Consider the following 25,723-nt stretch of genomic DNA (forward strand, 5'->3'; position numbering starts at 1 on the left):
GTTGTCGACGGCCGCTTGGCCTGGCGCCCGATCTTAGCAGGTTTTCCGTCAGCGGACCGAAGGGCACAAACCGACAACGAAAAAGGGGCGCGGAAAATTCCGCACCCCTTTTGTCCAAGCAATGCTGGACTGCTTCAGCCGCGCTTGGCGTCGATCGAATAGGCGCCTGGGCCCGAGGAGGCCAGCACGAGGAAGCCGCCGGCAATCGCGACGTTCTTCAGGAAATTGATCATCTGCATCTGATCGGCCCAGCCGGTGTGGGCGACCAATGCGGTGGCAACGGTGAAGATCGCCATCACCCAGCCGACAATCCGGGTCTGGAAGCCGACGAGGATGGCGAGGCCGCCAAGCAGTTCGATCAGGCCGACGACAATGGCGGTCACCATCGGCAGCGGCAGGCCGAGGCTGCCGAAATAGCCGGCCGTGCCGGCAATCGCCGTCAGCTTGCCGAAGCCGGAAAGCAGGAAGATGACCGAAAGCAGGATGCGGCCGAGCAGGATCGTGCCCGAGGCGCCGGCGGCGGTGCCGGAACCGGCAAACGAAGTGTTGGTGGACGTGTTGGTGGACATGCGTAACTCTCCAGAAGGGTTTGGCCAAACGGCTTGGGATACCCGTCTAGTTAGCGCAGGCCGACTGTTCACCAAAGACGCCAGATTGGTTACGGATTGTTCACCCAGGTAACGTTTTCGCGATCAACTTACCCCGGATGCGTCATGTCCTGCGGCCGCACCAGCCGCTCATAGTCGGCTTCGCTGACCAGCCCGGTGGCCAGCGCTTCCTCGCGCAGCGTTGTGCCGTTCTTGTGCGCCGCCTTTGCAATCTTGGCCGCGTTGTCGTAGCCGATCGTCGGCGCCAACGCGGTCACCAGCATCAGCGAACGGTCGAGTGCCGCCTTGATGTTGTCCTCGCGGGCCTCGATGCCGACGACGCAATTGTCGGTGAACGACACCGAAGCGTCGGCCAGCAGCTGCACCGACTGCAGGAAACAATAGGCCATCAGCGGATTGTAGACGTTGAGTTCGAAATGGCCCTGGCTGCCGGCGAAGCTGATCGCCGCATTGTTGCCGAAGACCTGCACGCAAACCTGCGTCATCGCTTCGCACTGGGTCGGGTTGACCTTGCCCGGCATGATCGACGAGCCCGGTTCGTTTTCCGGCAGCGACAATTCACCGAGGCCCGAACGCGGGCCGGAACCGAGCAGACGGATGTCGTTGGCGATCTTGAACAGCGCCGCCGCGCAGGCATTGATGGCGCCGTGCGAGAAGACCATGGAATCATGGGCGGCGAGCGCCTCGAACTTGTTCGGCGCGGTGACGAAATCGATGCCGGTGATTGCGGCGATGCGCGACGCCACCTTTTCGGCAAAGCCGACCGGCGCGTTGAGGCCGGTGCCGACCGCGGTGCCGCCCTGTGCCAATTCCTGCAGGCCGGGCAGGGTCATCTCGATGCGCTTGATCGACGAGGCGACCTGAGCCGCATAGCCCGAGAATTCCTGGCCAAGCGTCAGCGGCGTCGCGTCCTGTGTATGGGTGCGGCCGATCTTCACAATATGGGCGAAAGCCTTGGTCTTGGCCTCGAGTGCCGCATGCAAATGTCTTAGCGCCGGCAGCAGGTCGTGGATGATGCGCTCGGCGCAGGCGATGTGCATTGCAGTCGGATAGGTGTCGTTCGACGACTGGCTCATATTGACGTGGTCGTTGGGATGCACCGGCTTCTTCGACCCCATGACGCCGCCCAAAAGCTGGATCGCCCGGTTGGAGATCACCTCATTGGCGTTCATGTTGGACTGCGTGCCCGAACCGGTCTGCCAGACGACCAGCGGGAAATGCTCGTTGAGCTTGCCGTCGATGACCTCCTGGGAGGCCTCGATAATGGCCTTGCCGATCGCCGGATCGAGCCGCTTCAGCTCCATATTGGCCTCCGCTGCCGCCCGCTTGACGATGCCCAGCGCCCGCACGATCGAGGCCGGCTGCTTTTCCCAGCCGATCTTGAAATTGGCCAGCGAACGCTGCGCCTGCGCGCCCCAGTAACGGTCGGCGGCGACCTCGATGGGACCGAACGTGTCGGTTTCGGTTCTGGTCTCTGGCGCGCTCACGAAGTCTCTCCGGTTTGCAATTTGCAAACGGCGTATCGCGTTGCACAAATGCCTTCAAGCGGAGATTGCCGGTAACGGGAATGCAAATCGGTTGAAGGTGCTGGCAATCTCCCCACTTGAGGGGAGATGTCGCCGAAGGCGACAGAGGGGGTCGGTAGGTTTTGACGCAACTCCCATAGCGGACGGAACAGGCTGGTGTTCCACGCGAGACGACCCCCTCTGGCCTGCCGGCCATCTCCCCCTCGAGGGGGGAGATCGCAACCTCACCCCGCCGTGTATCCTCCATCCACGGCGAAGATTCCGCCGCTGGTCCATGCCGCTTCGTCGCTGGCGAGATAGACGGCGATGCCGGCAAGGTCGCCGGTTCGGCCGATGCGGCCGAGCGGGTAGCTGCGCTCGACATAGGCCTTGAGCTCGGCTTGCGCGGCCTCAGGCAGGTTTTCGATCGACCTGCGCCGCATCGCTGTGTCGACCGTGCCGGGCGCGATGGCGTTGACTCTTATGCCGCGCGGCCCGAGCTCGAAGGCGAGCGACTTGGTCAGCGAATTGAGCGCGCCCTTCGACAGCGAATAGAGGCTGGACGGCCGCTTCGGGATCATCTTATGCGCGAAATAGGACGAGATGTTGATCACCGAGGCCGCGCCCGGCGCGAGATGCGGCAACAGCCGCTGGGTGAGGAAGAATACCGCCGTGACGTTGAGTGCGAAGGACTGCTGGAACTGATCCTCGCTGACGGTTTCGAACGGCACAAGGAACGCCACGCCGGCATTGTTGACGAGGATATCGACAGGTGGGCCGCGCCTGGCATGCTCGACCACGGCATCGATGCCGGCGCTGGCCGACAGGTCGGCCGAAAGCGCTTCGACATTATCCCCGAGCTGCTTGCGGGCGGCGTCGAGTTTTTTGCCGTCGCGGCCGACGATCAGCACGTCCGCGCCTTCGCGCAAGAAAGCCTCGGCGATTGCCAGCCCGATCCCGTCCGAGCCGCCGGTGACCAGTGCCCGTTTGCCGCCTAGTCTCATCCAACACTCCCGCGCACTGCCGCTTCCGCCGGCGGCATGAACCCCAGAGCAGCGCCGCCGGCACTCGGGGTCAAGTCGCCTGCCTATCCCACCGTATGAAACTTCGCCTCGTCTCACCGCCCAAGCAGCGATTGTGAGGTTGGCGACAGCCGCAAAGTCTCAGTCGGCTTGGCCATACGTGACTGGACGCTCTGCTCGAACACTTGCCACTCCGGGGAGGCAGCCAAGGCTGCCTCGTGGCGGGCATGTGCATCGGCGCTGGCGAAACCGGTGATGCTGATGAAGACGTTTTCGCTGGCCCGCACCGGCAACCGCGGAAAGCTGTTTTCGGCATGCTCGGTAACGAAGGCGGCGAGCGGCGACGCGCCAAATGCGGCGAGCACCGGAAGGGCCGCGGTCTGGAAGTCATTGGCGAAACGGGCCTCCAGGCCCGGTTGCAATTGATGAATCCTGATGACAACAATTGCCTGCAAATCACTGCCTGCGCTCGGTTTTTCGAGGTCTGCCTGGGGTAATCGTTGCAATCCCGAGAGGTCTAGGCCGGCGCCTGGCCAGGCCGGCTTCAGCAGCAGCACGTCGTCAGAATCGATCATCGTGGCGTTGGCGGCGTCGCGCCAGGCAGCCCAGACCGGCCCGTCATAGAAGGCGGTCAGAGCGGTTTTCCGCGCTTCCATACCGTCGAAGCCGCGCAGCCAGACGAACATATCCGGCCGGTCGAGATCGCGGAACTGGCCGATGATGGTCATCCCCACGGTTTCCTGGCCCTCGATCAGGTGATTGTCGAAGATGCCGATCAGCGTCTCGCGCCTGCCGGGTTCCAGCGTGTATTGCCTGAGTTCGACAACGGGCGAGGCGAGCATATCGGATTTAGATTCAACGTTCAAAGGCAGGTTCATTGCGCGATCTCCAAAACAGGACAGTCATCCTGTTTTACAAAACAGACCGGTTGTCCTGTTTTGTCAATCTGCTATCGTGTGAAGATGTCAGCAGAGATATCCGCTCGCCCAAGGCCGCGGGCTCAAAAACGCACCAACGACCCCGAAGGCATGCGCAAAAAGGTGCTCGATGTCGCCGAGGAGGCGTTTCAGGCACGCGGCTATCATGCGTCCAGCATGGGCGACCTGATGGCGACGGCGGGCGTCACCGGCGGCGCGCTGCACCACCATTTCCCAACCAAGAAGGCGCTGGCGCTCGCAGTGATCGAGGAGCGGGTCGCCGCCGCGGTTGAAGAGACATGGATCGCGCCGGTGCGGATGGCTCCCTCAGCGCGCGAGGGCGTGCGCTCCGTGTTCGCGGCCGTCGCGGCGGAGCTGGAGCGGCAGGGTTTCGTGCGCGGCTGCCCGCTCAACAACCTGGCGCATGAACTGTCGCTTGCCGATCCGGATTTCCGCATTGCCCTTGCCAGCATTTTTTCTACCTGGCGTCAGGCGATCGCCGACAAGATCAGGGCCGACCAGCAGGCGGGCCGGGAGCAGGGCATCGATCCGCAGCGCTTCGCAGCGTTGGCTGTCGCCAGCTATTCCGGCGCCATGTCGATGGCCAAGACCGCGCAGGACGCAAGCGTGCTGCGCGATTGCCTGATGGCATTGGAACAGGGAGTCACGAGGCGACGTCGCAGGATACTGCACAGAGCGCTTTAACGCTGGCAGGACAGAGGCCGCAGTCGCTGATATCGCGACCGAGGCGGGGAGGCCGAGCTCTCCTAATTCGGCAGCGGCTTGATCAGCTCGTAGCCGACCACGCTTTCGGCACTGGTGCCCTCGTCATAGCGCCTGGCCACAACTGCCTGCAGGTCGGGTGCGTAAAGCGCGGTAAACTCGTCCCGCGTCTCGCCGGCCTCGCTCCTGATCGTCTGCTTGACCGCGAGCACGGAGTATTTGCAATCACCCAGGCTGAACGTCTCCTTGCCCTTGACGTTGATCTCCAGCGTCTCGGTGCCCTTCGGCGGCTTGTTCGGTGCAAGGCGGGCGAACACGATCTTGCTCTTGGCCCTCGCCTTCAGCGGGAACACCTTCCTGAGATCGGAAAACGGGATCATCGCCAGCTGGCCCGTGCTGCTGTCGCGGAACACCTCGATCAGCCCGCCGAACAGGTACTGCGACTGCGGCGACTGCGACTGGTATTTGTTGGCCACGGCCACCATTCCTCCCGCCGCCGGTCGAAATTCGCTGTGGATGCCGGGCCTTTCGAGAATGAAGCCGGCCTTGGCCGATTTGGCGTCGATGCACTCGGAGGCATGCGCCGCACTCGTCGCCGCCAGAATGGCCATTGTCATGCCGATGGATGCAGTTTTCAAGGCGTCCTCCTCTGCCCGCGCAAGTTGAATGCCGAAAGCAATGCCAGACCTGGGAGAACGTGTCGACATACTTTGCGAGCAACTGGACTGCCGGTCCGCGTCGTGCTGAATTTTAGCGCATGATGTATCGCATTCCCGCCCGGCCGGTTTCCCGGCGCAGCTTCCTGATGCAGGCAGCGGGCCTTGCCGCGGCCGGCGCCGTTTCGCACCCGGCCTTCGGCCAGACCGGCCAGCGCATCCCGCCGATCGACGCCACTTTTCTGTTCATCGCCGATGTCCATGCCTGCCGCATGGCAAACGGATTGAGCCCGCATTGCGAGCAGGAGGGCAAGACAGACGCTGCCTTGCTGCGCAATGTCGCCGCACTCAACGGCGTCGGCGACAGGCAATGGCCGACCGAAATCGATGGCGTTGCCACCGGCCTGCGCTCGACGGGCAACATCGGCACGCCGCTCGGCCTCGTCGTTGGCGGCGACATCACCGATGATGGCGGCGGCCAGATCATCCAGCCCAGCGAGGGCACGCAGCTGCTTCAGTTCAGCCAGCGCTATCAGCAAGGTGTCGGCCCCGACCATGTGCACATGCCGGTCTATGTCGGCCTCGGCAACCACGACCTCGACCAGAACGGCCCGCGCTCGCATGTCGACTGGTACCGCCGCGAAATGCGCGACTACGTCGAGGTCAACCACCGCCCCGGCGTGTTCTTCAAGCCGCCCGCGCCGGCGACCGACTACGACGTCGGGACCGACTGCTATTCATGGGATTGGGGCGGTCTGCATCTTGTCCAGACGCACCGTTTTGCCGGCGATACCGGCCATGGCGCCGCCAGCAGCCTGCCATGGCTGAAGCAGGACCTGGCGACTTATGCCGGCGACGGCCGCCCGGTCATCCTGTTCCAGCATTATGGCTGGGATACTTTTTCGATCGAAAGATGGGACGCAGCCGAGAAGACCTTCGACGAAGGCGGCAAGGGTCCGCCGCACTGGTGGAGCGAAGCTGACAGGCAGGCGCTGCTGGCTGTGCTGAAGGGTTACAACGTCGTCGGCATCTTCCATGGTCACCAGCACGCGACGCCGATGATCTACCACCGTGACGGGCTCGATTTGTTCAAGCCGAAGGCCGCCTTCATGGGCGGCTTTGCCTTGGCGCGGGTGACCGGAAACAGCATGGATGTGGTGCTGGGCGAAGCCGCAGGAGATCATGGCGAGGTCACCTTCACCAATCCATACAGCAAAAGCCTGACTTTCTGACGGGCAGGAGAGGACGCAAAAAAGGCGGCCGAGCCGCCTTTTCCTGGTTTGCGAAGGGCCACCCTCAAAGCGCCTTCTTCACCTTGTCCTTCACGTCGCCGTAAGCCTTCTGCATCTTGCCGGTCGCCTTGTCGACGTCGCCTTCGGCCTCGGTGCGCCTGTTGCCGGTGGCCTTGCCGGCGGTCTGCTTGACCGAGCCCTTGGCTTGCTTGGCAACGCCGGCAACCTGATCCTTGTTCACCATCTCGCATCTCCTGAACCGTTCGCCTGGAGAAACGGTCGCGGATCGCTTAGGTTCCGGGTTCTGCCCGTCGATTGGGATAGCTTCCGGCCGCGAAGCCGACAGGATAGGGTGCGCGAGAAGCCCGAACAGACAGGGCCGGAGGGACAATGGCTGAATTCACGCTCTTCATCGGCAACAAATGCTTCTCGTCCTGGTCGCTGAGGCCATGGCTGGCGATGAAGCATCTGGAGATCCCGTTCGAGGAAGGTCTTGTGCGCCTGCGCACGCCCGAGACCGCGGCCAATCTGGCCAGGATATCGCCGACCGGCCAGGTGCCGGTGCTGAACCATCGGCTGCCGATTGGCGAGGTCCGGATCGTCTGGGAAACCCTTGCCATCCTTGAATATCTTGCTGAGCTGTTTCCCGAGAAAAAGCTCTGGCCGGCCGACATCGGCGCTCGTGCGCTGGCCCGCTCGGCGGCGACAGAGATGCATTCGGGCTTTCGCGAGGTCCGCTATGGCTGGCCGATGAATTTGCGCCGGCCGAAAGGCCACAGGCCGCTCGACGCCGAAGGTGAGGCGCAACGGGCGCGCATCGAGGATTTGTGGCGGCAATGCCGCGAAAAGCACGGCAAAGGCGGCCCGTTCCTGTTTGGCCATTTCACCGCGGCCGACGCCATGTACGCGCCGGTCGTCACCCGCTTCGACACCTATGGTGGCACGCTGGCAACCGATACCCGCGCCTATGTCGACGCCGTGCTTTCGATGCCGGCGATGCGCCACTGGTATGCCGAGGCGGCGAAAGAGCCTTGGCCGGAGCCCGGCCCAGACGAGTAGAACCAAGCAAAGCCGGTCTTCCACTTCGCGGCCCGCGGCCTATCTGAAGATCGGGCAGGGGCCTTGGAGATTTCACAATGACAGCTGTTTCTTCCGCACTGGCCGGCAAGGTCGCGCTTGTCACCGGCGCCTCCTCGGGCATCGGCGAGGCAACGGCTGTGGCGCTGGCCGCCGCCGGGGCCAAGGTTGCGATTGCCGCACGCCGCGCCGATCGTCTCGAAGCGCTGGCCGCGCGTATCGAAAAGGCCGGCGGCACGGCGCTCCGCATCGAGGCCGACGTCACCAGCAATGACGATGTCACGGCCATGGTCGACAAGGTTGTCGCCGAATGGAGCCGTCTCGACATCCTCGTCAACAATGCCGGAGTGATGCTTCTGTCGCCGGCCGCCGAGGCGATGCTCGACGACTGGCGCCGCATGGTCGAGCTCAACCTGCTGGCGCTGATGGGCGTCACCAAAGCGGCGCTGCCGCATCTGAGGGCCGCCAAGGGTCACATCGTCAATGTCTCGTCGGTCGCCGGCCGTGTCGCCAATCCGGGCGCCAGCGGCTACGCGGCAACCAAGTTCGGTGTCGTCGGCTTTTCCGAATCGCTGCGCCGCGAAGTCTACGCCGACAAGGTTCGCGTCACCGTCATCGAGCCCGGCCTGGTGCGCACAGAGCTCGGCGACCACATCACCAATCCGGCGTTCAAGGCTGATCTGGATAAGCGGCTTGCCGCCATGGAGGCGCTGACCGCCGAGGACATCGCCGCGGCCATTTTCTACGCAGTGAGCCAGCCGGCACATGTCAACGTCAACGAGATCGTCATCCGCCCGACCGACCAGGAACGGTGAACGGCGTCAGATATTTCGCTACGCTTCGAATCCCGCTCGCAGGAAATCGCCACACTCCTCGACCAGCCGCGACGGGTCCCTCGCGAGATAGACGCCGAAATCCGCCATCGGCGCCGGCGGCAGGTTGAAGCGTCCGTTGAGGCTTTGGCAGTCGGGCGGCAGTCCTTCCTGCAGCAGAAGCCCGATGCCGAGCCCAGCCCTCAGCGCCGAGATCAGTGTCGCGAAGGTCGACACGCGGCAGCCGATCTTCCAGCCGATCCCGGCCTCGGCGAGCGAAGCCAGCATCCTGTCCTGCCAGGAGCAGGCGCCTTCGAAGATGATCAGCGGAAGCTCGACCTCGTCATCGATCTCGATCATGCGGCTTGCCGCCCAGACCAGCTGTCGTGACAGATGGCCTCGCGGCGCCATTGTGAAGCGTGCCGGATCGGCCATGACGATGTCGCATCTTCCTTCGCCCAGCGACTTGCTGAGATCGCTGCTGCTGGCCGATGTCAGCTCGATCTCCACGGAAGGATGCCGGCGGCGGAAGTCGGCAATGATCAACGGCAGCCGTGTCACCGCCAAATCCTCGACGATGCCCAGCCGGACACGGCCGACCAGCCTGCGGCCTTCTATCTCGCGCCTGGCATCGTCGCCGATCGCGATGGCCTTGCGGGCGAAGGCGAGCAGGATCTCGCCGGCCTCGGTCAGCGTCACGCCGCGCGGCGAACGGCGCAGCAGCTCGGCGCCGACTGCACCCTCGAGGCGCTGAAGCTGCATGCTCACCGCCGCCTGGGTGCGGGCAAGCCGATCGGCCGCTCGGCTCACCGTTCCCGTATCGGCCACGGTGACGAATGCGCGCAGCAGTCTGACGTCGATATCTCCAGTCATAAGAATTCCTGATAGCTGTGTCAGCACTATCAGGCTATCCGAAAGCCCGATCTGAATTCAAGGTCTGCTCGCACGAACGAAAACAGGAGCAGCCACCTTGTCCTACAGACGAAGATTTGAGGAGTTCGGTGTCGCCTGGCCGTCGCTCGATCGGCCCGCTTTGCCGTTCTCGCCGACGGTTCGGGTCGCAGACATCGTCTATGTCTCCGGTCAGATCCCCGAGATCGGGCAGGAGATCGCTGCGATCGGCCAGGTCGGCGCAGAGATCGATCTGGCCGCGGCGCGGAACGCCGCCCGGCTCTGCGCGGCCAACATCGTCTATTGGCTCGACAAGGAACTGGACGGCAATCTCGACCGCGTCGTGAAATTCGCCAAGCTGACCGTCTATGTGAACGCGGCGGCCGGCTTTGCGGCCTATTCGGAGGTCGGCAACGGAGCATCCGAGTTTCTGCTCCATGTTTTCGGCGAGCGTGGCGAGCATGCCCGCTGCTCGCTCGGCATGGCCGGCTTGCCGGCCAATGTTCCGGTCGAAGCCGACGCCATTGTGCATGTCCGCTGATGCACGCCCAAAGCATGCACTCAGGGCTTATCCGGGAGTGCGCAGCGAAACCAGGGGAGGCTTGGCTTGATAAGTACAAATTTTGAGGGGCGGAAGGCGCTGGTTCTCGGCGGAGGCAAGGGCCTGGGTTTCGGCGTCGCCGAAGCGCTCGCGGCGAAAGGCGCCGAGATCATCCTGGCCGGACGAGGGAAGGAGACCCTGGATGCGGCGCGGCGCGCGATCGAGTCCGCCGGCCCCGTCTGCTCGACCTTCAGCGCCGATCTTTCCGATAACGACAGCGTCTCCCGGCTGATCCGTGCCATCGAGGACGAGCATCAGCGGATCGACATCGTCCTGCTCAATGGCGGCGGCCCGCCGCCCTTCGCGGCCAGCGTCTTCGATGCGAGCGTCTGGGAGAAGCAGTTCACCAGCATGGTGCTGAGCCAGATGCGCATCGCCATTTCTTTCCTGCCAGGCATGCGGTCGCGGCGCTGGGGGCGCATCATCGCCGTTTCCTCCACGTCCGTCCGCGAGCCGATCCCCGGCCTCACCGCTTCGAATGCGTTGCGCGCGTCGCTTGCCGGCTGGGCCAAGACGCTGGCCGGCGAAGTGGCGGCGGACGGCGTCACCGTCAACCTGTTGCTGCCTGGCCGTTTTGCGACGGACCGGACGAAACAGTTCGACGCGATGGACGCCGCCGACAGGGGTGTGGACGCTGCTGTGATCGCCGCCGAGAGTCAGGCCGAAATCCCGGCAAAGCGCTACGGGACCCCCGCCGAATTCGGCGCGGTTGCCGCATTCCTGGCCAGCGACGACGCCGCCTATATCACCGGCGTGGCTTTGCCGGTGGATGGCGGGTTCAGCCGGGCCATGCTGTGAGGGGCAGGGTGCAGCGGCGCGAATGGTCGCATCACAGGAACGCCCCTCGTGCCTTTTATCTGCGCGGGGGGCGTCCTGTTTGTCGTCCGCCTCTCTCAAGATCGCTCTTTCAAGAACGGCTTTCGACACCGAAAGAATGCCCGCGGTGCCAAAATGGTTCCCGGCTGATTGGTTTTTTCGGCGGGCAATAGCCCGGCTTTCGCCGTCCGATGTGCTGGCGCGGGCCGCCGCCGCGCGTCTCCGCGAGTGTGGCAAATCAAAAAAATTGACACAACGCGCAAAGAAGTCTATAAGAATTTTGTCGATATTTGTTTGACCGACTTTTGTTATCCGCGTGCTTAGGCGCGCCTTTGGCGAACTTCCCCCATCAAAATCGAGACAAACGTTGTTGTGCATCCGCATGACGGCGAACGAATATTTGCCATGGAAAGGGTTCGTTATGAGCACAGGCACAGTTAAATGGTTCAACGCCACCAAAGGTTTTGGTTTTATTCAGCCTGACGACGGTTCTGCCGACGTTTTCGTCCACATCTCAGCCGTCGAGCGCGCCGGAATGCGCGACATCGTCGAGGGCCAGAAGCTTGGCTACGAGATGGTCCGCGACAACAAGTCAGGCAAGATGTCCGCCGACCAGTTGAAGGCGGCCTAAAACGGAATTAAGCCTCACCGGTGACCACGGATGTACTGGCACTGGTGAATGGCAAATTCCAGCGCATGATCGCGGGGATGTTAAGTCCCCGCTCATGCGCATGAGAAGAACGTTTCCTTGCGCGTCTCTCGGGATGCGCGGGCGCTCTCATGGAAGGTCAGGCGGTGCCTGGCCTTTTTCATTTTTGCGCTTCGATCGCCGAAAGAGCGCCGCTCGACGGCCCGGACGTGCTAAGGACGTTCCAGCAATTTGAAACCGGCTGCCGTATTGCTTTGTGCAGGATCCTGGCCGAAAGACCAGTCTCGCCACTTTTCGGCGGCGTGCTCCGAACCGGGAGAAAGACCTTGACCGCAACTTCGAAAAAACCCCGCGACCAGGCCGAATCCATTTTCAGCAAGACGCGGACCCAGTCGATGTCGCTCGACCGCATCAATTCCGAACGGGATGCCGTCAGCCAGGCCCGCGAAGCCAAGACCGCGCGGCTGCGCGAATTGCGCCTGGAGAAGGAAGCCGACGACATGGCGGCGGCGGTTGCGCTCGCGGCCTCGCCGAAACGCGCAGGCAAACGCTGATGGCCACCAAACGCGTGCCTCAAAAGGCGATCGCCGCAGATTCGACCATCGCCGATGTCGTGGGCGAACTAGACAAGCCGGTCGAATATGTCCGGCGCGTGCTCGAAAAGCTCGAGCGCTGCAGGCGTGTCCACGGCGATGCCCAGGTTCGGCTCGGCGTGCGCGGTCGTGCCGAATGCCCCAATTATCTGATCGAATACGTCCGGGAAAACACCAAGACCCGCGAGCGCGTGACCTTTCAGGATGCCGCCTACAGCGGCAGCACGCATCGCGAGCTGGCGCCCCGGCACATCGAGGAAGCCAGGAACTGGTCGCCCGAAGAAATGAACATCACGGCCGTTTCGGCGCTCATCGGCCGCCTTCGCAATCCGAATGCGCCATCATCGCGTTTCTCTGACGAGGATTGATATGGCAATCAAGTTTTCCGCCAAGGGCCAGCCGGCAGCGCCTGCTGCCGCCGTGAAGCCGGCCAAGCCGACGGCCGCGCCAAAAACCGGCGAAGCCGCCGAAGCGGGCACCGATCTGTTCAGGTCGCCGGCGGAAGCACCGCCGCGCAAGCCCAAGAAGAAATAGCGCCCTTGCAGCAAAATGCCGACCGGAAATCTGCGCCAAGGCTGCTTGCCCTGGCGGTCGCAGAGGAGTTTTCGTCGCCACAAGAGGGCGCCGCTCCGATTGCCTTCGATTGCCAGACCTGTGGCGCCTGCTGCGCCTACTCGTCCAGATGGCCGCGCTTCTCCACCGAGGATGACGCGCAGCTCGACCTTATCCCGCAAAAATACGTGGCTGCCGACGAAGCCGGTATGCGCTGCGACGGCGCGCGCTGTTCGGCACTGTGCGGCGAGGTCGGCAAGTCGACGGCCTGCGGCATCTACGACATCCGCCCCGACGTCTGCCGCGCCTGCATGCCGGGCGATGACGACTGCCTGATCGCGCGTCGGGCTCACGGTCTGCCGACGCTGTAATGACGGCCCTCGGGCTGGCGTCTCGGTTTGAATTTCGTCAATCAGATGCGCGAAAGTCGCTGCGGTAGAGGCCGGGCGATCGTCCGGTCAATCGTTTGAATGCCTGCGAGAACGACGGCACCGATTCATATCCGACGGCGCGCCCGATCTCGCCAATGTTCTGGTTCGTTTCCCGCAGAGCCTTGGCGGCAACGTTCATCCGCCACCGGGTCACATAGGACAGCGGCGGCTGTCCTACCAGTTGAGCGAAGCGACGCGCGAAGGTGGCCCGGGACTGTGCTGCGCCGCTGGCAAGGGAAGCGATGGTCCAGGGATTGCCCGGCCGCTCGTGGATCAGGCGCAAAGCCTGCGCAATGCCTTTGTCGCGCAAGGCGCCAAACCATCCCCCTGTTCCGAGTGGCTGATGTTCGATCCAGGCACGCAACAAGAAGATCAACGTGCTGTCGAGAAGGCGTGGGGCGACAATGTCGTGGCCGCCGAGATCGCCTTTCGCTTCGACCTGCAGAAGTTCCAGGGCAAGCCGCAGCGGCTCGCTGGTGCCAATCTGATTTCGGGTCAAATGGATCAGCGGAGGAAGCAGCGAAACCATCGGGTATGGCCCGACGCCGTCGAGTGAATATCTCGCACAAAGAAGAGTTGTCGCGTCGCTCTCGCTTTTCGGTTCCAGTCCGCTCCGATTTGCGGAAAGGACGGCGGATATCGATGCCGTCGGTGCATCCGCCGGATTGCAAAGGGCATGCCCGATACCGCTCGCGACAAGGATGACATCTCCCTCGCCTAAGCGGATCGGCTCTTTTTGACCAGTCAGCCGCAACCAGCATTCGCCGTTCTGTATGACGTGGATGGCGGCATTCCTTGTCGGATCCACCGAAATACCCCATGGCCGATGCAGGGTCGCGCTGCCGATCATGGCGCTGCCAAATCGCAGCGAAGCAAGAAGTTCGGACAAGGCGTCCATGAGAACCATCCTCCGACAATGAACCAGACGATATTAGACGATTGGATAAGAATCCAGGCGAATAGCATATCGACCATCTCACAAGCGTGGCTGATTATATTGGCAATGTCGGCCGGGCCTGCGGACGCTCCTGTCCACAACAGGCAGAAGCAGGCACCTGAAGGAGCAAAAACGTGCGTGACGAACCATCAAATCCAGTTCCAGCCAAGACCCATAATTTGCTCGACACCAACAAGGCGATCGTCCTGGACTTCATCGACAAAGCAGTAAACCAAGGCAACATCGAAGCTGCTTCGATGCATTTTGGCGAACGCTACATCCAACACAATCCGAACATTGCGGATGGTGCGGAAGGCTTCAAAGCCTATCTGCAGCAGCTCAAACAGTCATTTCCCCTCGTGAAGGGAGAGGTGAAGCGGATTTTTGCCGAAGGGGATTTCGTCATCGTGCACATGCACGCAAAACGCGAACCGGAGGAGGAGGGCCTAGCCATTGTCGACATTTTCAGGCTGAAGGACAGCAAGCTGGTCGAACACTGGGAAGTTCGGCAGCCTATAGCCGATAGCAAGCTGCACGCCAACAGCATGGTCTGAATGCGCATAGGCTCTCAGGCTGACTTGTGCCCGCACGTTTCGCTGATTACGCTGCCGGCGGCAGGGCCAGCACCGGGAGACCATCCGTGAGCATCGAATTTCTGTTGACGTCGCTGATTGTCGTGGCTTCGCCCGGTACCGGCGTTCTCTATACGCTGAGCGCCGGGCTTTCGCGTGGTGCGCGCGCCAGCATCATTGCCGCTTTCGGCTGCACGCTCGGCATCATTCCGCACATGGCGGCCGCCATCACCGGCCTCGCGGCACTGCTGCATACCAGTGCCGTCGCCTTCGAGACGCTGAAATATCTCGGCGTCGCCTATCTTCTCTACATGGCCTGGAACACGCTGAAGGAGAAGGGCGGCCTGAGCGTCGAAGAAAATGTCGCGCCGCGCTCGGCCGGCAAAGTGATCACTTCGGGCATCCTCATCAACATCCTCAATCCGAAGCTGTCGATCTTCTTCTTTGCCTTCCTGCCGCAATTCGTCAGCACCACCGAACCGCATGCGCTGTCGAAAATGCTGGAGCTCAGCAGCATCTTCATGCTGCTCACCTTCGTGGTCTTTGTCGGCTATGGCATTTTTGCTGCGTCGATCCGCAGCCATGTCGTGTCGCGGCCAAAGGTGCTGACCTGGATGCGCCGTACCTTCGCCGGAGCCTTTGTCATGCTCGGCGCCAAACTGGCGCTGGCGGACCGGTAGACAGGAAGATCGCGGGCAGCGCCAACCTAACCCTTCACGTAGCCCATGGCCTCGACGATCTGCCCGTCCGCCACGCGCATCAGGTTGACGCCGCGCAGCGAATTGCCGTCGGCCATCCAGTAGCGCCAGCGGATCGTCGCCCGGTCGCCGGCGACGAAAGTTTCTTCGATGTCGAAGCGCGTGCCGGGTCCGGTCGCGATCGCCGACCACAGTTCGACGCAGGCGCCCTTGCCGATGCGGCGGGCGCCGTCCGGGGCCGGCGTGGTGTTCTCGATCACGCAATCTTCCGCCACCAGATCGTCGAGCGCCGACGGGTCGTGGCGCTGGAAGACGTCGTTGTAGCGCCGCATGATCTCGGCCGTTTCGGCGGAGCGTTTGGCTGCGGCGATGTCGATGACGAGTTCCTGTGTCATTGGATATTCCTTCCCTTCAGTGATCGGTAGCGGTTTCGATGAGGCGGGCCTTGAGCGTGATCACTGCGACGCCGGCCAGCGCCCGCGACACGAGGCAGCTCTCCTTGGCCGTCTGCGCCAGCCGCTCGAACTCCCCCGCCGCCAGCCCGGCGACGCTTGCCTCGGTCTCCAGCTCGATACGGGTCAGCGTCGGTCCGGCCGCGGTGGCGCCGAGATGCGCTTTCGCGATCGTGTGGATGCGCGCGGGAGTGTAACCTTCGCGGCCGAGGACGGCGCTCAGCGCCATCGAGAAGCAGCCGGTATGCGCCGCCGCAATCAATTCCTCGGGATTGGTGCCGGGACCGTTCTCGAAACGCGACGGGAACGAGTAGGCGCCTTCGAAGACGCCGCTGCCGAGCTTCAGCCGGCCCGAACCTTCCTTCAACGATCCCTGCCATTGGGCCTCTGCTTCACGAATGGTCATTGTGTCTCTCCTTTGATTTGAGGGGTCGATCAGATTTTGGGGCGGACCAGTCAGGCGCTGTCGACGACCACTTTCCCGAAGACGTCGCCTTGCTGGAAATAGCGGTAGGCGTCGTTGGCCTCGTCGAAGGCGAACACCTTGTCGATGACAGGCCTAAGCCGATGCACCGAGATGGCGCGCAGCATGGCTTCGAGATTGGTGCGATTGCCGACGAACAGGCGGCTGATGGTGGCGAGGCTGCGCTGGTAGACCGGGCCGGGGATCTGCACCGTCCCGCCTTTCGCATTCTGTATGGTGAGAAGCACGATGCGCCCGTAAAGCGCGCAGGCGATCATCGATTGCGCGAAGGTCGGCGGGCCGCCGGTCTCGACGACGAGGTCGATGCCGCCGGTCTGCTCGCGCACCGCAGCACCCCATTCCGGCATGTCGGCGGTCGAGACGACGAGGTCGGCGCCCAGCGCCTGCAGCCGGTCCAGCTTCTCGTTGCGCGAGCTGACTGCCACGACACGGCAGCCGAGCAGCTTGGCGAATTGCAGCGCAAATAGCGCGACGCCACCTGAACCGATGACAAGAACCCATTGGCCGGGCTTCGGCATTTCGGCCGCCGTCACGGCATTCCAGGCGGTCAGGCCGGCGCAGGTTAGTGTCGCCGCTTGTTGCCAGTCGAGATGATCGGGAAGCCGCACCGCCCATTGCTCGTCGAGCACGGCGTATTCGGCCAGCATCCCGTCCAGCGTGCAGCCAAGCTGGTCGATCAGACCGGCATTGATGCGGCCGTCGATCCAGCGCGCAAAATAACTGCCGGTGACGCGGTCGCCGACGGCAAAGCGGGTGACGGCCTCGCCGACGGCAACGACTTCGCCGGCACCGTCGCTCAGCGGGATAACGCCTTGGCGCGGCGCCAGCGGGTAGGTGCCGTTGAGGATCATCATATCGCGGCGGTTGAGCGAGGTGGCGCGGACACGCACGACGATCTCGTGCGGCTTCGGCGTCGGCTGCGCCTCGTCGCGCATCACCAGGCACTTGATCCCGCGGGTTCCTTCAAGACGACAACTGCGCATCTGCCTCTCGCATATGTAGACTGATCTACATATTATATAGACCGATTGTCATATTCGATGCAAGGCCTATAATGCTCACTCCTGACAGAGGTTGACATGGCGAACGACACCCGCACCCGCATACTCGAGACGACCGGGCTGCTGCTGAGGCAGCGCGGCTACCACGGCACGTCGCTCAACGATATTTTGAGCGCCTCAGGCGCACCGAGAGGTTCGCTCTACTTTCACTTTCCGGGCGGCAAGGATCAGCTGGTCATCGAAGTGACGCGCGACAGCGTCGCCGATGTGACGCAGAGGCTGGACGCCGCGCTCGCTGCCGAAAAGGACCCGGCGGTGGCTGTCCACCACATCTACCAGTCGGTCGCGCGCATGCTGGAAGACAATCGGTTCACGCTCGGTTGCCCGATCGCACCCGTGGTGTTGGACTCGCCGATCGACATGCCGGAACTGGCCGAGTTGTGCCGGTCCGCCTTCGAGCAATGGATAGGCTTGCTCAGGGCGGCCTTCGTCAGGGCAGGGGTGCCCGAACGGCGCGCGCACGCGCTGGCATTGCTGGTCGAATCATCGCTTGAAGGACTGATGGTGATCGCACGCGCCACCCACGACCGCGCCCCGGTGCTGGCGGTAGCCGATGAGGTCGCGGCGCTGATTGAGGGGGCATTGCCGGCCAAGAGTGCCACCGCAGCGGTGCATTGACGTTTATGCCTTCATCGCATCGAAGGCGGCGCGGCGTTCCGCCAAAAGGGCCAAGGCTGCAGCTCGACGATTGATGTTCTGCGCCGCCGCGACGCCTGGAAGTAACGGCATGGTGGCCGAACAGACGCGTCCTGCGGGATATGCGCCTGCTTACTTGAGATCGGACGGCCTCTCAATCTCCGCCACATCAACGAAAAAGGGCGGCATCGCTGCCGCCCTTTCCGTAAGCTTGCGAGATTGGCTGGATTAGAAGTCCATGCCGCCCATGCCGCCCATGCCGCCGCCGCCCATGCCGCCAGGCATGCCGCCGCCAGCCGACTCCTTCTTCGGAGCCTCCGCGATCATGGCTTCGGTGGTGACCAGCAGGCCGGCGACCGAGGCCGCGTCCTGCAGAGCCGTGCGCACAACCTTGACCGGATCGACGATACCCATGGCGATCATGTCGCCATATTCGCCGGTCTGGGCGTTGTAGCCGAAGGTTGCCCCCTTGTTCTCAAGGATCTTGCCGGCAACGATCGATGCTTCCGCACCGGCGTTGGCCGCGATCTGGCGGGCCGGAGCCTGCAGCGCGCGGCGCACGATGTTGATGCCGGCGGCCTGGTCGGAGTTGGCGCCGGTTGCCTTGATGCTCAGCGAAGCGCGCAGCAGTGCGACGCCGCCGCCGGGAACGATGCCTTCTTCGACGGCCGCGCGGGTCGCGTTGAGGGCGTCATCGACGCGGTCCTTCTTTTCCTTGACTTCCACTTCGGTCGCACCGCCGACGCGGATGACGGCAACGCCGCCCGCCAGCTTGGCGAGACGTTCCTGCAGCTTCTCCTTGTCGTAGTCCGAGGTGGTCTCCTCGATCTGCTGCTTGATCTGGGCGACGCGGCCCTGGATTTCGGCCTTCTTGCCGGCGCCGTCGACGATGGTGGTGTTCTCCTTGGAGATCGACACCTTCTTGGCGCGGCCGAGCATGTTCAGGCCGACATTCTCGAGCTTGATGCCGAGGTCTTCGGAAATGACCTGGCCACCGGTGAGGATGGCGATGTCTTCCAGCATGGCCTTGCGGCGATCACCGAAGCCCGGCGCCTTGACGGCAGCGATCTTCAGGCCGCCACGCAGCTTGTTGACGACCAGCGTGGCCAGGGCCTCGCCTTCGACATCTTCCGAGATGATGACCAGCGGCTTCGAGGTCTGCACGACGGCCTCGAGGATCGGCAGCATGGCCTGCAGGTTGGAGAGCTTCTTCTCGTGGAGAAGAATGTAGGCGTCTTCCAGATCCGCAACCATCTTCTCGGCGTTGGTGACGAAGTAGGGCGAGAGATAGCCGCGGTCGAACTGCATGCCTTCAACGACTTCAAGCTCGGTCTCGGCGGTCTTTGCTTCCTCGACGGTGATGACGCCCTCATTGCCGACCTTCTGCATCGCTTCCGCGATCATCGAGCCGACCGACACGTCGCCATTGCCGGCGATAGTGCCGACCTGGGCAACCTCTTCCGAGGTCTTGATCTTCTTGGCGTTCTTGATCAGCGTCGCGACGACGTCGGCGACGGCGAGGTCGATGCCGCGCTTGAGGTCCATCGGGTTCATGCCGGCGGCAACCGACTTGTGGCCTTCCTGGACGATCGATTGTGCCAGAACGGTCGCGGTGGTGGTGCCGTCGCCGGCGATGTCGTTGGTCTTCGAAGCAACTTCGCGGACCATCTGCGCGCCCATGTTTTCGAACTTGTCCTCAAGCTCGATTTCCTTGGCGACGGTGACGCCGTCCTTGGTGATGCGCGGTGCGCCGAACGACTTGTCGATGACGACGTTGCGGCCCTTGGGGCCGAGCGTGACCTTCACCGCGTCGGCGAGGATGTTGACGCCGCGCAGCATGCGCTCACGAGCGTCGCGGGAGAATTTTACGTCTTTGGCAGCCATTTTTAGCTCCTGGCAGGGGCTTGGATTGAGCCCGAAGATTTAAACGAGGGTGAGGCCGATATTCAGCCGATGATGCCCATGATGTCGGATTCCTTCATGATCAGAAGGTCTTCGCCATTGAGCTTGACTTCGGTGCCCGACCACTTGCCGAACAGGATGCGGTCACCGGCCTTGACGTCCAGCGGGACGAGCTTGCCGGCTTCGTCGCGGGCGCCGGAACCGACGGCGATGATCTCGCCTTCCTGCGGCTTTTCCTTAGCCGTATCGGGGATGATGATCCCGCCCGCGGTCTTGGATTCGGATTCGACCCGACGAACGACCACGCGGTCATGAAGCGGGCGGAACTTCGACTTTGCCATTTTTTATTCCTCGATGAGAATGGTGAGAACAGTTCCTCCGTCCGGCGGCGCCGGACATGTGGTTAGCACTCATCTTGGGGGAGTGCTAACGTGGCGCTGAAATAGGCTGGCAGCTCGTGCGAGTCAAGGCGCCCGCTGGGCATAATCAGGACAATTGCTTCAAACGGATACTTGACCAAGTCAACTAAATCGCTGATCTTGCCGGGAGGAGGATGCCATGACCATTCATCATCACCCAGGCAAGGAGCGGATCGACGCGGTGCGGGCCTTCAACCGCTTCTACACCCGCCAGATCGGGCTGCTCGACGAAGGGCTGCTGAAAAGCACCTTCTCGCTGACCGAGGCGCGGGTGCTCTATGAGCTGGCGCATCGCGATGGCCTGACCGCCACCGACCTTGCGCGCGATCTCGGCCTCGATGCCGGTTATCTCAGCCGGCTGCTGAAGAAGTTCGAGGAGCGTGATCTGGTCGAGCGCGCCACGATCGAGGCGGATGCGCGGCGCTCATCGATCGCGCTGACCAAGGCCGGGCGGCAGGCCTTCGCGCCGCTGAACCAGGGTTCGCACGACCAGGTCGCGGCTTTGCTCGAACGGCTTCCAGTTCCCGAACAGGACAGGCTGGTCAAGGCCATGCAGACGGTGCAGCGTTTGCTGGGCGGAAGCGCCGAACCCAAAATTCCCTATATGCTGCGGCCCCTGCAAGTCGGCGACATCGGCTGGATCATTCATCGCCAGGGCCTGCTCTACGCGCAGGAATATGGCTGGGACGAAACCTATGAAGCGCTGGTCGCCGAAATCCTCGGTGCCTTCGTCAAATCCTTCGATCCGAAATGGGAACGCAGCTGGATCGCCGAGCGGGAAGGGGAGGTCGTCGGCTCGGTCTTCGTCGTGCGCCAGTCGGACGCGGTGGCGAAGTTGCGCCTGCTCTATGTCGAGCCGTCGGCGCGCGGCCTCGGCATCGGCAAGCGGCTGGTCGAGGAATGTGTCGGCTTTTGCCGCGCCAGGGGCTACAGGACACTGACGCTGTGGACCAACGACGTGCTCGCCGCCGCTCGCCACATCTATGAGGCTGCGGGCTTTAAATTGACCAACGAGGAGCGCCACCATTCCTTCGGCAAGGATCTGGTCGGCCAGAACTGGAATTTGGAGCTGTAGCAGCGCCGCAGAATTTCGAGCATCGGCCTGGGGCGGTCGCTCAGGTCGCAGGCTTAATGTTTTGGTTCAAGCGAAAGAAATTGGTGGGATCATACTTGTTCTTTAGTGCGGCCAACCTCGGATAATTCTCGCCGTAAGCCGCCAGAACCCGATCAGTGCCCTCTTCGCCGAGATTATTGGCGTAGACGCCGCCGGTCGAGAACGGTCTCATTGCATCCCACAGGTCGCGCGCCCATCGGATGTGCGTTTCGTCGTCAGACGGATTGTCCCAGATCGATATCGGGAAGCAATCGTAAAGTGCATCTCTGTTGGCGTAGGGCGTTCCGTCCATCGGTACTCGCGAGATGGCGCCGCCAACCTGCTGCAGGACTAGAAGCGATTCGCTGGGTGCAGTCATGTAAGCCGCAAGCATGGTATCGATCGCCTGATCTGTGATTTCGCGCATGAACTGCGCCTTCCAGTAGTAGCGCCGCCCGCGCGGAAAGAGGCTGTCCCCGGCCGATTGGATTTGAAGATAGGGGACAGGAGCAATCCGGCGCTCAACTGGCGTGCCATACTCTCTCAGAGGTTGAATGATTTGCTGGCCTTCGTCGAGTGGGCCGATGTAGCACGCCGATATGCTGAAGAAGCGTTCGCCCGAGGGCGCCGTCACAAGTGCTGCATCCAGGCTCAGCTCATCCGGGGCGCCGCTCGAGAACGCACGATAGAACCGCATCGCTTCGCGTGCCTCTTCGTAGCGGTATAGCATCGATCCCGCGATGAGGAGCGGACCCACGGGATGGAGCTTGTATTCGAAGGTGGTGACTATTCCGAAATTGCCGCCGCCGCCCCGAATGCCCCAGAACAAATCTGCATTTTCGGCCGCGTTTGCCGTGACCAACCGGCCGTCCGCCGTCACGATTTCGACAGCGACAAGGTTGTCGCAGCTCAGTCCATGTTTGCGGCCAAGCTTGCCGAACCCGCCGCCGAGTGTCAGTCCGGCTATGCCGGTATCCGCATTGACACCCATGGTCGTCGCAAGACCATGGGCCTGTGTGGCTGCGTCGAACTCGCCCAGGTTTAGGCCGGCTTCTGCGCGCGCAACACGGCGGATCGGGTCGACTTCGATCCGCTTCATGCGTGACACATCGATCACCAAGCCGCCGTCGCATACCGAACTGCCGGCGACGTTATGACCACCGCCGCGGACGGCGACGAGGAAGCCTTGCGATCGGGCGAAGTTGACGGCCGTGACGACATCGCTGGATTCGGCGCAATAGAAGACAGCCGCCGGCCTCTTATCGACCATGCCATTCCAAACTCTGCGCGCCTGGTCATAGCCAGGGTCGTCCGGAAGGATCAGATCGCCGCGAATCGCCTGCCTGAGCCGGGCGATATCTGGCGCCTGCAACGTCGGCTCGGAACCGTCTATAAGCTTGAACATGCTCATCGAGGGATACCCTTCGTGATCCAGCACGGTTGGACAGGACGCTGTCGTTCACCGGATCATAATGATCTCATGCGGCGCCATTCGCTGCAAAATCGAATATCTCAGTCGCTGGATGAGCTAAATTCATCTAAACTGCCTGGATGAGAAAACTTCCGCCGCTCGGGTCGCTTCGCGCCTTCGAAGCCGCTGCCAGGCTGATGAGCTTCAGGAAGGCCGCGACGGAACTCGGAGTGACGCCAACGGCCATCAGCCACCAGATTCGATTGCTGGAGGAGGTCTGTGGGCAACTGCTGTTCCGGCGGCGCCCACGACCGCTCGTGCTCACAGGCGTGGGCGAACGGCTATTCCCGGTAATTTGCAGCGGCTTCGACGCTTTCGCTGGCAATAGCATCAGCCTCGGCCGGAGTTGGCCAACGCCCGTTGCGCGTGACGAGCCCAAATGCATTTGCCAGCCGATGGCTGGTTCCGCGCCTGTCGAAGTGGCGCGAACAGCATCCGAACATTCCACTGGAGATCATCGGGACAGACGCCGTTCTGGACCTGCGAGCCGGTGACGCCGACGTCGCGATCCGCTATGCGCGCAGGATGCCGCGGGATGTTCCCGCGCAGGAAATTTTTCGGGACGCATTCTTTCCGGTATGCAGCCCGGAGCTGTTCGCAGGAGGCGACCGACAGATCGAGCGCGCCGCCGATCTGCTGCAATACCCACTCATCCATTTCAATTGGACGAACCGCGACCCGGAAGCGCCGACTTGGCAACGATGGCTGGCGATCGCACGCTCGATCGATCCCAGCATCCCCAATGCCAACCAGGCATGGGACCTAAGCTTCCGTGAAGAGCTGCACGCGATTGACGCGGTAGCGGCAGGCCAAGGTATCGCTATCTGCAGCGATGTGGTCGTCAGTGGCGAACTCGAGGCTGGCAGGCTAGTCAAGGCACATGATCTCTGTCTGCCAGGCTATGGCTTTTACCTTGCCTGCGTAGCCAATCACCCCCGACAAGCGCATATCGAAGCGTTTTCCGCCTGGATGAGATCGATAGTCTGAGCATCTGAACGCCGATCTTCTGCATGCTCGTCACAAGCGCCCGGCGTAATAAATTGCTAACCACGATCGCCCTGCACCGACTGCCATGCACACATGCCGGCTTCTGGCACAATCCGGCTCCTTGAATTATGAGCACGCTTATTATATATGTCGCTCATGGTTTCCGACGGCATCGACAGATTGGGCTTTTTGATCCACGACGTGCAGCGCCTGATGCGCAAGCGCTTCGAGGCGCGCGCCAGTGGTTTCGGCCTTTCTTCGGCGCAATGGCGGCTTCTGGTACGTGTCGCCAAGGAGGCGGGTGTCGCGCAGGCGCGGCTTGCCGAGCTTCTCGAAATCGAGCCGATCAGCGTCTCGCGTCTTGTCGATCGCATGGAGGAGGGCGGCTGGATCGAGCGCCGTCCCGACGCAACCGACAGGCGAGTGCGCATGATTTTCCCGACCGCCAAGGCCAACGCGGCCTACACCCACGTCAAGAGCCTTGCCGGCGAGGTTTATGAGGAATCGCTCGTTGGCGTTTCGCCGGAAGATCGCCACGTCCTGGTCAGGGCGCTGGAGACAATGGTGCAGAATCTTGCAGATGGTGAGACGCCGCCCTCGGAAAAAGTGAAGAATACGGAAGGCGCAGCAGCATGAACGCGGTAGCCAAACTAGATGAGAATGCGGCCAAGCTGGAGATGGAAGCTCCCGCGAAGCCGGCGGCAGCTCCGGTAACGGTCGCTCCGCAGATAGCTCCGGCGCCGGTGGCGCCGAAGAAGAAGCGCCGTGCCGGCCGCTTCCTTTTGATGTTTGTGCTGCCCGCTGCGTTGATCGCCGGCGGCAGCTATGTCTGGGTGACCGGCGGCCGCTATCAGGAGACCGAGAACGCCAATCTGCAGCAGGCCAAGGTGTCGATAGCCGCCGATACGGCGGGCCGCATCGTTCAGGTCGACATTTTCGACAACCAGTCTGTCAAGCAGGGCGACGTGTTGTTCGCTATCGATCCCGAGCCCTACCGGATCGCATTGGCCCAGGCCGACGCGGCGGTGGCTGGCGCACGGCTCAATGTCGAGCAGCTGCGTGCGGCCTACAGCCAGGCGCTGGCGCAGGAGAAGTCCGACGAAAGCCAGGTCCAGTACGCGCAGTCGCAATATGACCGCGCCGCCGACCTTGCCCGCAAGGGCATCAACGCCAAGTCGTCTCTGGACGAAGCCAAGAACGACCTCGACAAGGCGAAGCAGCAGCTGGCCGTGGCCCAGCAAGGGATCGCCAGCGCCAAGGCGGCACTTGGCGGCAATCCCGACATCGAGACCGACAAGCATCCAACGGTAATGGCGGCGCTCGCCGCACGCGACAAGGCGGCCTACGATCTGGTCCAGACCACGGTCAAGGCACCTGCCGACGGCATCATCAGCCAGGCCGCTTCGTTCAAGGTCGGCCAGTATGTCGGTTCGGGCACGCCGCTGTTTTCGCTGGTTGAGACCGGCGACACCTGGGTCGACGCCAATTTCAAGGAAACCCAGCTCACCAACATGAAACCCGGCCAGAAGGCCGAAATCATGGTCGATACTTATCCGGGCAAGACGTTCGAAGCCACCGTCAAGGCGATCGGCGCCGGCACCGGCGCCGAGTTCTCGCTGCTGCCCGCGCAGAACGCTACCGGCAACTGGGTCAAGGTCACGCAGCGCATTCCGGTCCGCCTGGAATTGACCGATGCCGACGCCAAGGCGGCGCTGCGCACCGGCATGAGCGCGACCGTCACGGTGGACACCGGCGTTTCCCGCGGGCTGCCGAGCATTTTCCGCCGCGCCACGGCAGGCGAGGCCAGGTAAAGAGGCCTGGTAGCGGCCGCATAGCAAACAGCGAGATGGATGCAGGATTGGTCCGAGGGAGGCGCAGGAAAAGTTGAATGCGTAGACGGGCTGCGCTGTAGCCTGCCTGAGCAGA

Annotated in this window: 32 protein-coding genes and 1 pseudogene; 19 read left to right on the forward strand and 14 right to left on the reverse strand. The window is 62.7% G+C overall.

The genetic code is table 11. The features are described from left to right. Positions 1-134: 134 nt before the first annotated feature. The 4 genes from NKJ73_RS13455 to NKJ73_RS13470 form a co-directional block, all read right to left on the reverse strand. Positions 135-569, reverse strand: coding sequence for a DoxX family protein (locus NKJ73_RS13455; RefSeq protein ID WP_023677622.1), 435 nt, complete (start codon positions 567-569; stop codon positions 135-137). 128 nt (positions 570-697) lie between these two features. After that, on the reverse strand, positions 698-2,095 hold the full coding sequence (fumC, locus tag NKJ73_RS13460; protein ID WP_352569739.1) for a class II fumarate hydratase: 1,398 nt from the start codon (positions 2,093-2,095) through the stop codon (positions 698-700). Between the two features lie 263 nt (positions 2,096-2,358). Further along, positions 2,359-3,117, reverse strand: coding sequence for an SDR family NAD(P)-dependent oxidoreductase (locus NKJ73_RS13465; RefSeq protein WP_023677620.1), 759 nt, complete (start codon positions 3,115-3,117; stop codon positions 2,359-2,361). A 113-nt stretch (positions 3,118-3,230) separates the two neighbouring features. Further along, positions 3,231-4,013 (reverse strand): NIPSNAP family protein, encoded by a 783-nt coding sequence (locus NKJ73_RS13470; protein ID WP_352569740.1) that lies wholly within the window; start codon positions 4,011-4,013, stop codon positions 3,231-3,233. 150 nt (positions 4,014-4,163) lie between these two features. Between NKJ73_RS13470 and NKJ73_RS13475 the strand changes: the two genes are divergently transcribed. Then, a complete protein-coding gene (locus NKJ73_RS13475) occupies positions 4,164-4,757 on the forward strand; it encodes a TetR/AcrR family transcriptional regulator (RefSeq protein ID WP_352468363.1) in 594 nt (197 codons plus the stop codon). A 62-nt stretch (positions 4,758-4,819) separates the two neighbouring features. On the opposite strand, the gene NKJ73_RS13480 is transcribed toward NKJ73_RS13475, so the two are convergent. Next, entirely contained in the window at positions 4,820-5,413 is a 594-nt protein-coding gene (locus tag NKJ73_RS13480) for a hypothetical protein (RefSeq protein WP_352569741.1), read from the reverse strand. A 119-nt stretch (positions 5,414-5,532) separates the two neighbouring features. Here NKJ73_RS13480 and NKJ73_RS13485 point away from each other — a divergent pair, with 119 nt between their 5' ends. Further along, the gene (locus NKJ73_RS13485) at positions 5,533-6,663 is read left to right on the forward strand and encodes a metallophosphoesterase (protein ID WP_352569742.1); all 1,131 of its coding nucleotides are present in this window, start codon (positions 5,533-5,535) and stop codon (positions 6,661-6,663) included. Between the two features lie 64 nt (positions 6,664-6,727). Here NKJ73_RS13485 and NKJ73_RS13490 read toward each other — a convergent pair whose 3' ends face one another. Then, entirely contained in the window at positions 6,728-6,907 is a 180-nt protein-coding gene (locus NKJ73_RS13490) for a CsbD family protein (RefSeq protein ID WP_254820647.1), read from the reverse strand. A gap of 146 nt (positions 6,908-7,053) precedes the next feature. Between NKJ73_RS13490 and NKJ73_RS13495 the strand changes: the two genes are divergently transcribed. Both NKJ73_RS13495 and NKJ73_RS13500 read left to right on the forward strand, forming a co-directional pair. After that, positions 7,054-7,722, forward strand: a complete 669-nt coding sequence (locus NKJ73_RS13495; protein WP_352569743.1) for a glutathione S-transferase family protein — start codon at positions 7,054-7,056, stop codon at positions 7,720-7,722. Positions 7,723-7,799: 77 nt separating this feature from the next. Continuing rightward, positions 7,800-8,555 (forward strand): SDR family NAD(P)-dependent oxidoreductase, encoded by a 756-nt coding sequence (locus NKJ73_RS13500; RefSeq protein WP_352472658.1) that lies wholly within the window; start codon positions 7,800-7,802, stop codon positions 8,553-8,555. An 18-nt stretch (positions 8,556-8,573) separates the two neighbouring features. Here the strand turns inward: NKJ73_RS13500 and NKJ73_RS13505 are convergent, their stop codons facing one another. Next, positions 8,574-9,425: a LysR family transcriptional regulator gene (locus NKJ73_RS13505; protein ID WP_352569744.1), complete on the reverse strand. Its 852-nt coding sequence runs from the start codon at positions 9,423-9,425 to the stop codon at positions 8,574-8,576. A 97-nt stretch (positions 9,426-9,522) separates the two neighbouring features. On the opposite strand from NKJ73_RS13505, the gene NKJ73_RS13510 reads away from it, so the two are divergent. The 7 genes from NKJ73_RS13510 to NKJ73_RS13540 all read left to right on the forward strand — a co-directional run bounded on the left by NKJ73_RS13510 (position 9,523) and on the right by NKJ73_RS13540 (position 13,025). Next, positions 9,523-9,984: a RidA family protein gene (locus tag NKJ73_RS13510; protein ID WP_352569746.1), complete on the forward strand. Its 462-nt coding sequence runs from the start codon at positions 9,523-9,525 to the stop codon at positions 9,982-9,984. 66 nt (positions 9,985-10,050) lie between these two features. Next, positions 10,051-10,842, forward strand: coding sequence for an SDR family oxidoreductase (locus NKJ73_RS13515; protein WP_352569747.1), 792 nt, complete (start codon positions 10,051-10,053; stop codon positions 10,840-10,842). 439 nt (positions 10,843-11,281) lie between these two features. Then, positions 11,282-11,491 carry a cold-shock protein gene (locus NKJ73_RS13520; RefSeq protein ID WP_010915421.1) on the forward strand — a complete coding sequence of 70 codons (210 nt, stop codon included), beginning with the start codon at positions 11,282-11,284 and terminating at the stop codon, positions 11,489-11,491. A 344-nt stretch (positions 11,492-11,835) separates the two neighbouring features. Continuing rightward, positions 11,836-12,063, forward strand: coding sequence for a hypothetical protein (locus tag NKJ73_RS13525; RefSeq protein ID WP_023677608.1), 228 nt, complete (start codon positions 11,836-11,838; stop codon positions 12,061-12,063). Continuing rightward, a complete protein-coding gene (locus tag NKJ73_RS13530) occupies positions 12,063-12,470 on the forward strand; it encodes a hypothetical protein (RefSeq protein ID WP_352503387.1) in 408 nt (135 codons plus the stop codon). The genes NKJ73_RS13525 and NKJ73_RS13530 overlap by 1 nt, the downstream gene beginning before the upstream one ends. A gap of 1 nt (position 12,471) precedes the next feature. Beyond that, positions 12,472-12,636, forward strand: coding sequence for a hypothetical protein (locus tag NKJ73_RS13535; protein WP_352569748.1), 165 nt, complete (start codon positions 12,472-12,474; stop codon positions 12,634-12,636). Positions 12,637-12,686: 50 nt separating this feature from the next. After that, entirely contained in the window at positions 12,687-13,025 is a 339-nt protein-coding gene (locus NKJ73_RS13540; protein ID WP_352569825.1) for a YkgJ family cysteine cluster protein, read from the forward strand. Positions 13,026-13,062: 37 nt separating this feature from the next. On the opposite strand, the gene NKJ73_RS13545 is transcribed toward NKJ73_RS13540, so the two are convergent. Then, a complete protein-coding gene (locus tag NKJ73_RS13545) occupies positions 13,063-13,992 on the reverse strand; it encodes an AraC family transcriptional regulator (protein ID WP_352569749.1) in 930 nt (309 codons plus the stop codon). 164 nt (positions 13,993-14,156) lie between these two features. On the opposite strand from NKJ73_RS13545, the gene NKJ73_RS13550 reads away from it, so the two are divergent. Beyond that, entirely contained in the window at positions 14,157-14,576 is a 420-nt protein-coding gene (locus tag NKJ73_RS13550) for a nuclear transport factor 2 family protein (protein ID WP_352569751.1), read from the forward strand. 86 nt (positions 14,577-14,662) lie between these two features. Continuing rightward, complete coding sequence (locus tag NKJ73_RS13555) at positions 14,663-15,274, forward strand: LysE family translocator (RefSeq protein WP_023677602.1); 612 nt, start codon at positions 14,663-14,665, stop codon at positions 15,272-15,274. A 26-nt stretch (positions 15,275-15,300) separates the two neighbouring features. On the opposite strand, the gene NKJ73_RS13560 is transcribed toward NKJ73_RS13555, so the two are convergent. From NKJ73_RS13560 to NKJ73_RS13570, 3 genes are read right to left on the reverse strand one after another with little or no spacing between them, the layout of a single operon-like run. Next, complete coding sequence (locus NKJ73_RS13560; protein WP_352569753.1) at positions 15,301-15,687, reverse strand: nuclear transport factor 2 family protein; 387 nt, start codon at positions 15,685-15,687, stop codon at positions 15,301-15,303. 16 nt (positions 15,688-15,703) lie between these two features. Beyond that, the gene (locus tag NKJ73_RS13565) at positions 15,704-16,150 is read right to left on the reverse strand and encodes an OsmC family protein (RefSeq protein ID WP_352569755.1); all 447 of its coding nucleotides are present in this window, start codon (positions 16,148-16,150) and stop codon (positions 15,704-15,706) included. Positions 16,151-16,200: 50 nt separating this feature from the next. Beyond that, a complete protein-coding gene (locus tag NKJ73_RS13570) occupies positions 16,201-17,163 on the reverse strand; it encodes a zinc-dependent alcohol dehydrogenase family protein (RefSeq protein ID WP_352569826.1) in 963 nt (320 codons plus the stop codon). A gap of 144 nt (positions 17,164-17,307) precedes the next feature. On the opposite strand from NKJ73_RS13570, the gene NKJ73_RS13575 reads away from it, so the two are divergent. Beyond that, on the forward strand, positions 17,308-17,907 hold the full coding sequence (locus NKJ73_RS13575) for a TetR/AcrR family transcriptional regulator (protein ID WP_352517833.1): 600 nt from the start codon (positions 17,308-17,310) through the stop codon (positions 17,905-17,907). 246 nt (positions 17,908-18,153) lie between these two features. On the opposite strand, the gene groL is transcribed toward NKJ73_RS13575, so the two are convergent. Continuing rightward, entirely contained in the window at positions 18,154-19,809 is a 1,656-nt protein-coding gene (gene groL / locus NKJ73_RS13580; protein ID WP_352541606.1) for a chaperonin GroEL, read from the reverse strand. A gap of 62 nt (positions 19,810-19,871) precedes the next feature. Next, positions 19,872-20,168, reverse strand: coding sequence for a co-chaperone GroES (groES, locus tag NKJ73_RS13585; protein WP_006203049.1), 297 nt, complete (start codon positions 20,166-20,168; stop codon positions 19,872-19,874). Between the two features lie 217 nt (positions 20,169-20,385). Between groES and NKJ73_RS13590 the strand changes: the two genes are divergently transcribed. Further along, positions 20,386-21,321, forward strand: coding sequence for a bifunctional helix-turn-helix transcriptional regulator/GNAT family N-acetyltransferase (locus NKJ73_RS13590; RefSeq protein ID WP_352569757.1), 936 nt, complete (start codon positions 20,386-20,388; stop codon positions 21,319-21,321). 40 nt (positions 21,322-21,361) lie between these two features. Here NKJ73_RS13590 and NKJ73_RS13595 read toward each other — a convergent pair whose 3' ends face one another. Then, positions 21,362-22,750: an FAD-binding oxidoreductase gene (locus NKJ73_RS13595; protein ID WP_352569759.1), complete on the reverse strand. Its 1,389-nt coding sequence runs from the start codon at positions 22,748-22,750 to the stop codon at positions 21,362-21,364. Between the two features lie 197 nt (positions 22,751-22,947). On the opposite strand from NKJ73_RS13595, the pseudogene NKJ73_RS13600 reads away from it, so the two are divergent. From NKJ73_RS13600 to NKJ73_RS13615, 4 genes and pseudogenes are all read left to right on the forward strand, one after another. Continuing rightward, positions 22,948-23,028 (forward strand): annotated as a pseudogene (locus tag NKJ73_RS13600) (LysR family transcriptional regulator); the annotation flags it as partial. A gap of 148 nt (positions 23,029-23,176) precedes the next feature. After that, the gene (locus NKJ73_RS13605; RefSeq protein ID WP_352453719.1) at positions 23,177-23,797 is read left to right on the forward strand and encodes a LysR substrate-binding domain-containing protein; all 621 of its coding nucleotides are present in this window, start codon (positions 23,177-23,179) and stop codon (positions 23,795-23,797) included. A gap of 156 nt (positions 23,798-23,953) precedes the next feature. Then, positions 23,954-24,433: a MarR family winged helix-turn-helix transcriptional regulator gene (locus NKJ73_RS13610; protein ID WP_352517870.1), complete on the forward strand. Its 480-nt coding sequence runs from the start codon at positions 23,954-23,956 to the stop codon at positions 24,431-24,433. Then, positions 24,430-25,608, forward strand: a complete 1,179-nt coding sequence (locus NKJ73_RS13615; RefSeq protein WP_352569760.1) for an HlyD family secretion protein — start codon at positions 24,430-24,432, stop codon at positions 25,606-25,608. The genes NKJ73_RS13610 and NKJ73_RS13615 overlap by 4 nt, the downstream gene beginning before the upstream one ends. Positions 25,609-25,723: the final 115 nt, after the last annotated feature.

It is taken from the genome of Mesorhizobium sp. M0074 (assembly GCF_040322975.1).
Classification (GTDB): Bacteria; Pseudomonadota; Alphaproteobacteria; order Rhizobiales; family Rhizobiaceae; genus Mesorhizobium.

Bases quoted from the DNA above. Each gene is read 5' to 3' on its own strand.
- NKJ73_RS13455 (WP_023677622.1), bottom strand. From the start codon at position 569: ATGTCCACCAACACGTCCACCAACACTTCGTTTGCCGGTTCCGGCACC.
- NKJ73_RS13465 (WP_023677620.1), bottom strand. From the start codon at position 3,117: ATGAGACTAGGCGGCAAACGGGCACTGGTCACCGGCGGCTCGGACGGG.
- NKJ73_RS13470 (WP_352569740.1), bottom strand. From the start codon at position 4,013: ATGAACCTGCCTTTGAACGTTGAATCTAAATCCGATATGCTCGCCTCG.
- NKJ73_RS13475 (WP_352468363.1), top strand. From the start codon at position 4,164: ATGCGCAAAAAGGTGCTCGATGTCGCCGAGGAGGCGTTTCAGGCACGC.
- NKJ73_RS13485 (WP_352569742.1), top strand. From the start codon at position 5,533: ATGATGTATCGCATTCCCGCCCGGCCGGTTTCCCGGCGCAGCTTCCTG.
- NKJ73_RS13490 (WP_254820647.1), bottom strand. From the start codon at position 6,907: ATGGTGAACAAGGATCAGGTTGCCGGCGTTGCCAAGCAAGCCAAGGGC.
- NKJ73_RS13495 (WP_352569743.1), top strand. From the start codon at position 7,054: ATGGCTGAATTCACGCTCTTCATCGGCAACAAATGCTTCTCGTCCTGG.
- NKJ73_RS13500 (WP_352472658.1), top strand. From the start codon at position 7,800: ATGACAGCTGTTTCTTCCGCACTGGCCGGCAAGGTCGCGCTTGTCACC.
- NKJ73_RS13505 (WP_352569744.1), bottom strand. From the start codon at position 9,425: ATGACTGGAGATATCGACGTCAGACTGCTGCGCGCATTCGTCACCGTG.
- NKJ73_RS13520 (WP_010915421.1), top strand. From the start codon at position 11,282: ATGAGCACAGGCACAGTTAAATGGTTCAACGCCACCAAAGGTTTTGGT.
- NKJ73_RS13530 (WP_352503387.1), top strand. From the start codon at position 12,063: ATGGCCACCAAACGCGTGCCTCAAAAGGCGATCGCCGCAGATTCGACC.
- NKJ73_RS13535 (WP_352569748.1), top strand. From the start codon at position 12,472: ATGGCAATCAAGTTTTCCGCCAAGGGCCAGCCGGCAGCGCCTGCTGCC.
- NKJ73_RS13545 (WP_352569749.1), bottom strand. From the start codon at position 13,992: ATGGTTCTCATGGACGCCTTGTCCGAACTTCTTGCTTCGCTGCGATTT.
- NKJ73_RS13560 (WP_352569753.1), bottom strand. From the start codon at position 15,687: ATGACACAGGAACTCGTCATCGACATCGCCGCAGCCAAACGCTCCGCC.
- NKJ73_RS13565 (WP_352569755.1), bottom strand. From the start codon at position 16,150: ATGACCATTCGTGAAGCAGAGGCCCAATGGCAGGGATCGTTGAAGGAA.
- NKJ73_RS13570 (WP_352569826.1), bottom strand. From the start codon at position 17,163: ATGCGCGACGAGGCGCAGCCGACGCCGAAGCCGCACGAGATCGTCGTG.
- NKJ73_RS13575 (WP_352517833.1), top strand. From the start codon at position 17,308: ATGGCGAACGACACCCGCACCCGCATACTCGAGACGACCGGGCTGCTG.
- groL (WP_352541606.1), bottom strand. From the start codon at position 19,809: ATGGCTGCCAAAGACGTAAAATTCTCCCGCGACGCTCGTGAGCGCATG.
- groES (WP_006203049.1), bottom strand. From the start codon at position 20,168: ATGGCAAAGTCGAAGTTCCGCCCGCTTCATGACCGCGTGGTCGTTCGT.
- NKJ73_RS13590 (WP_352569757.1), top strand. From the start codon at position 20,386: ATGACCATTCATCATCACCCAGGCAAGGAGCGGATCGACGCGGTGCGG.
- NKJ73_RS13595 (WP_352569759.1), bottom strand. From the start codon at position 22,750: ATGAGCATGTTCAAGCTTATAGACGGTTCCGAGCCGACGTTGCAGGCG.
- NKJ73_RS13610 (WP_352517870.1), top strand. From the start codon at position 23,954: ATGGTTTCCGACGGCATCGACAGATTGGGCTTTTTGATCCACGACGTG.
- NKJ73_RS13615 (WP_352569760.1), top strand. From the start codon at position 24,430: ATGAACGCGGTAGCCAAACTAGATGAGAATGCGGCCAAGCTGGAGATG.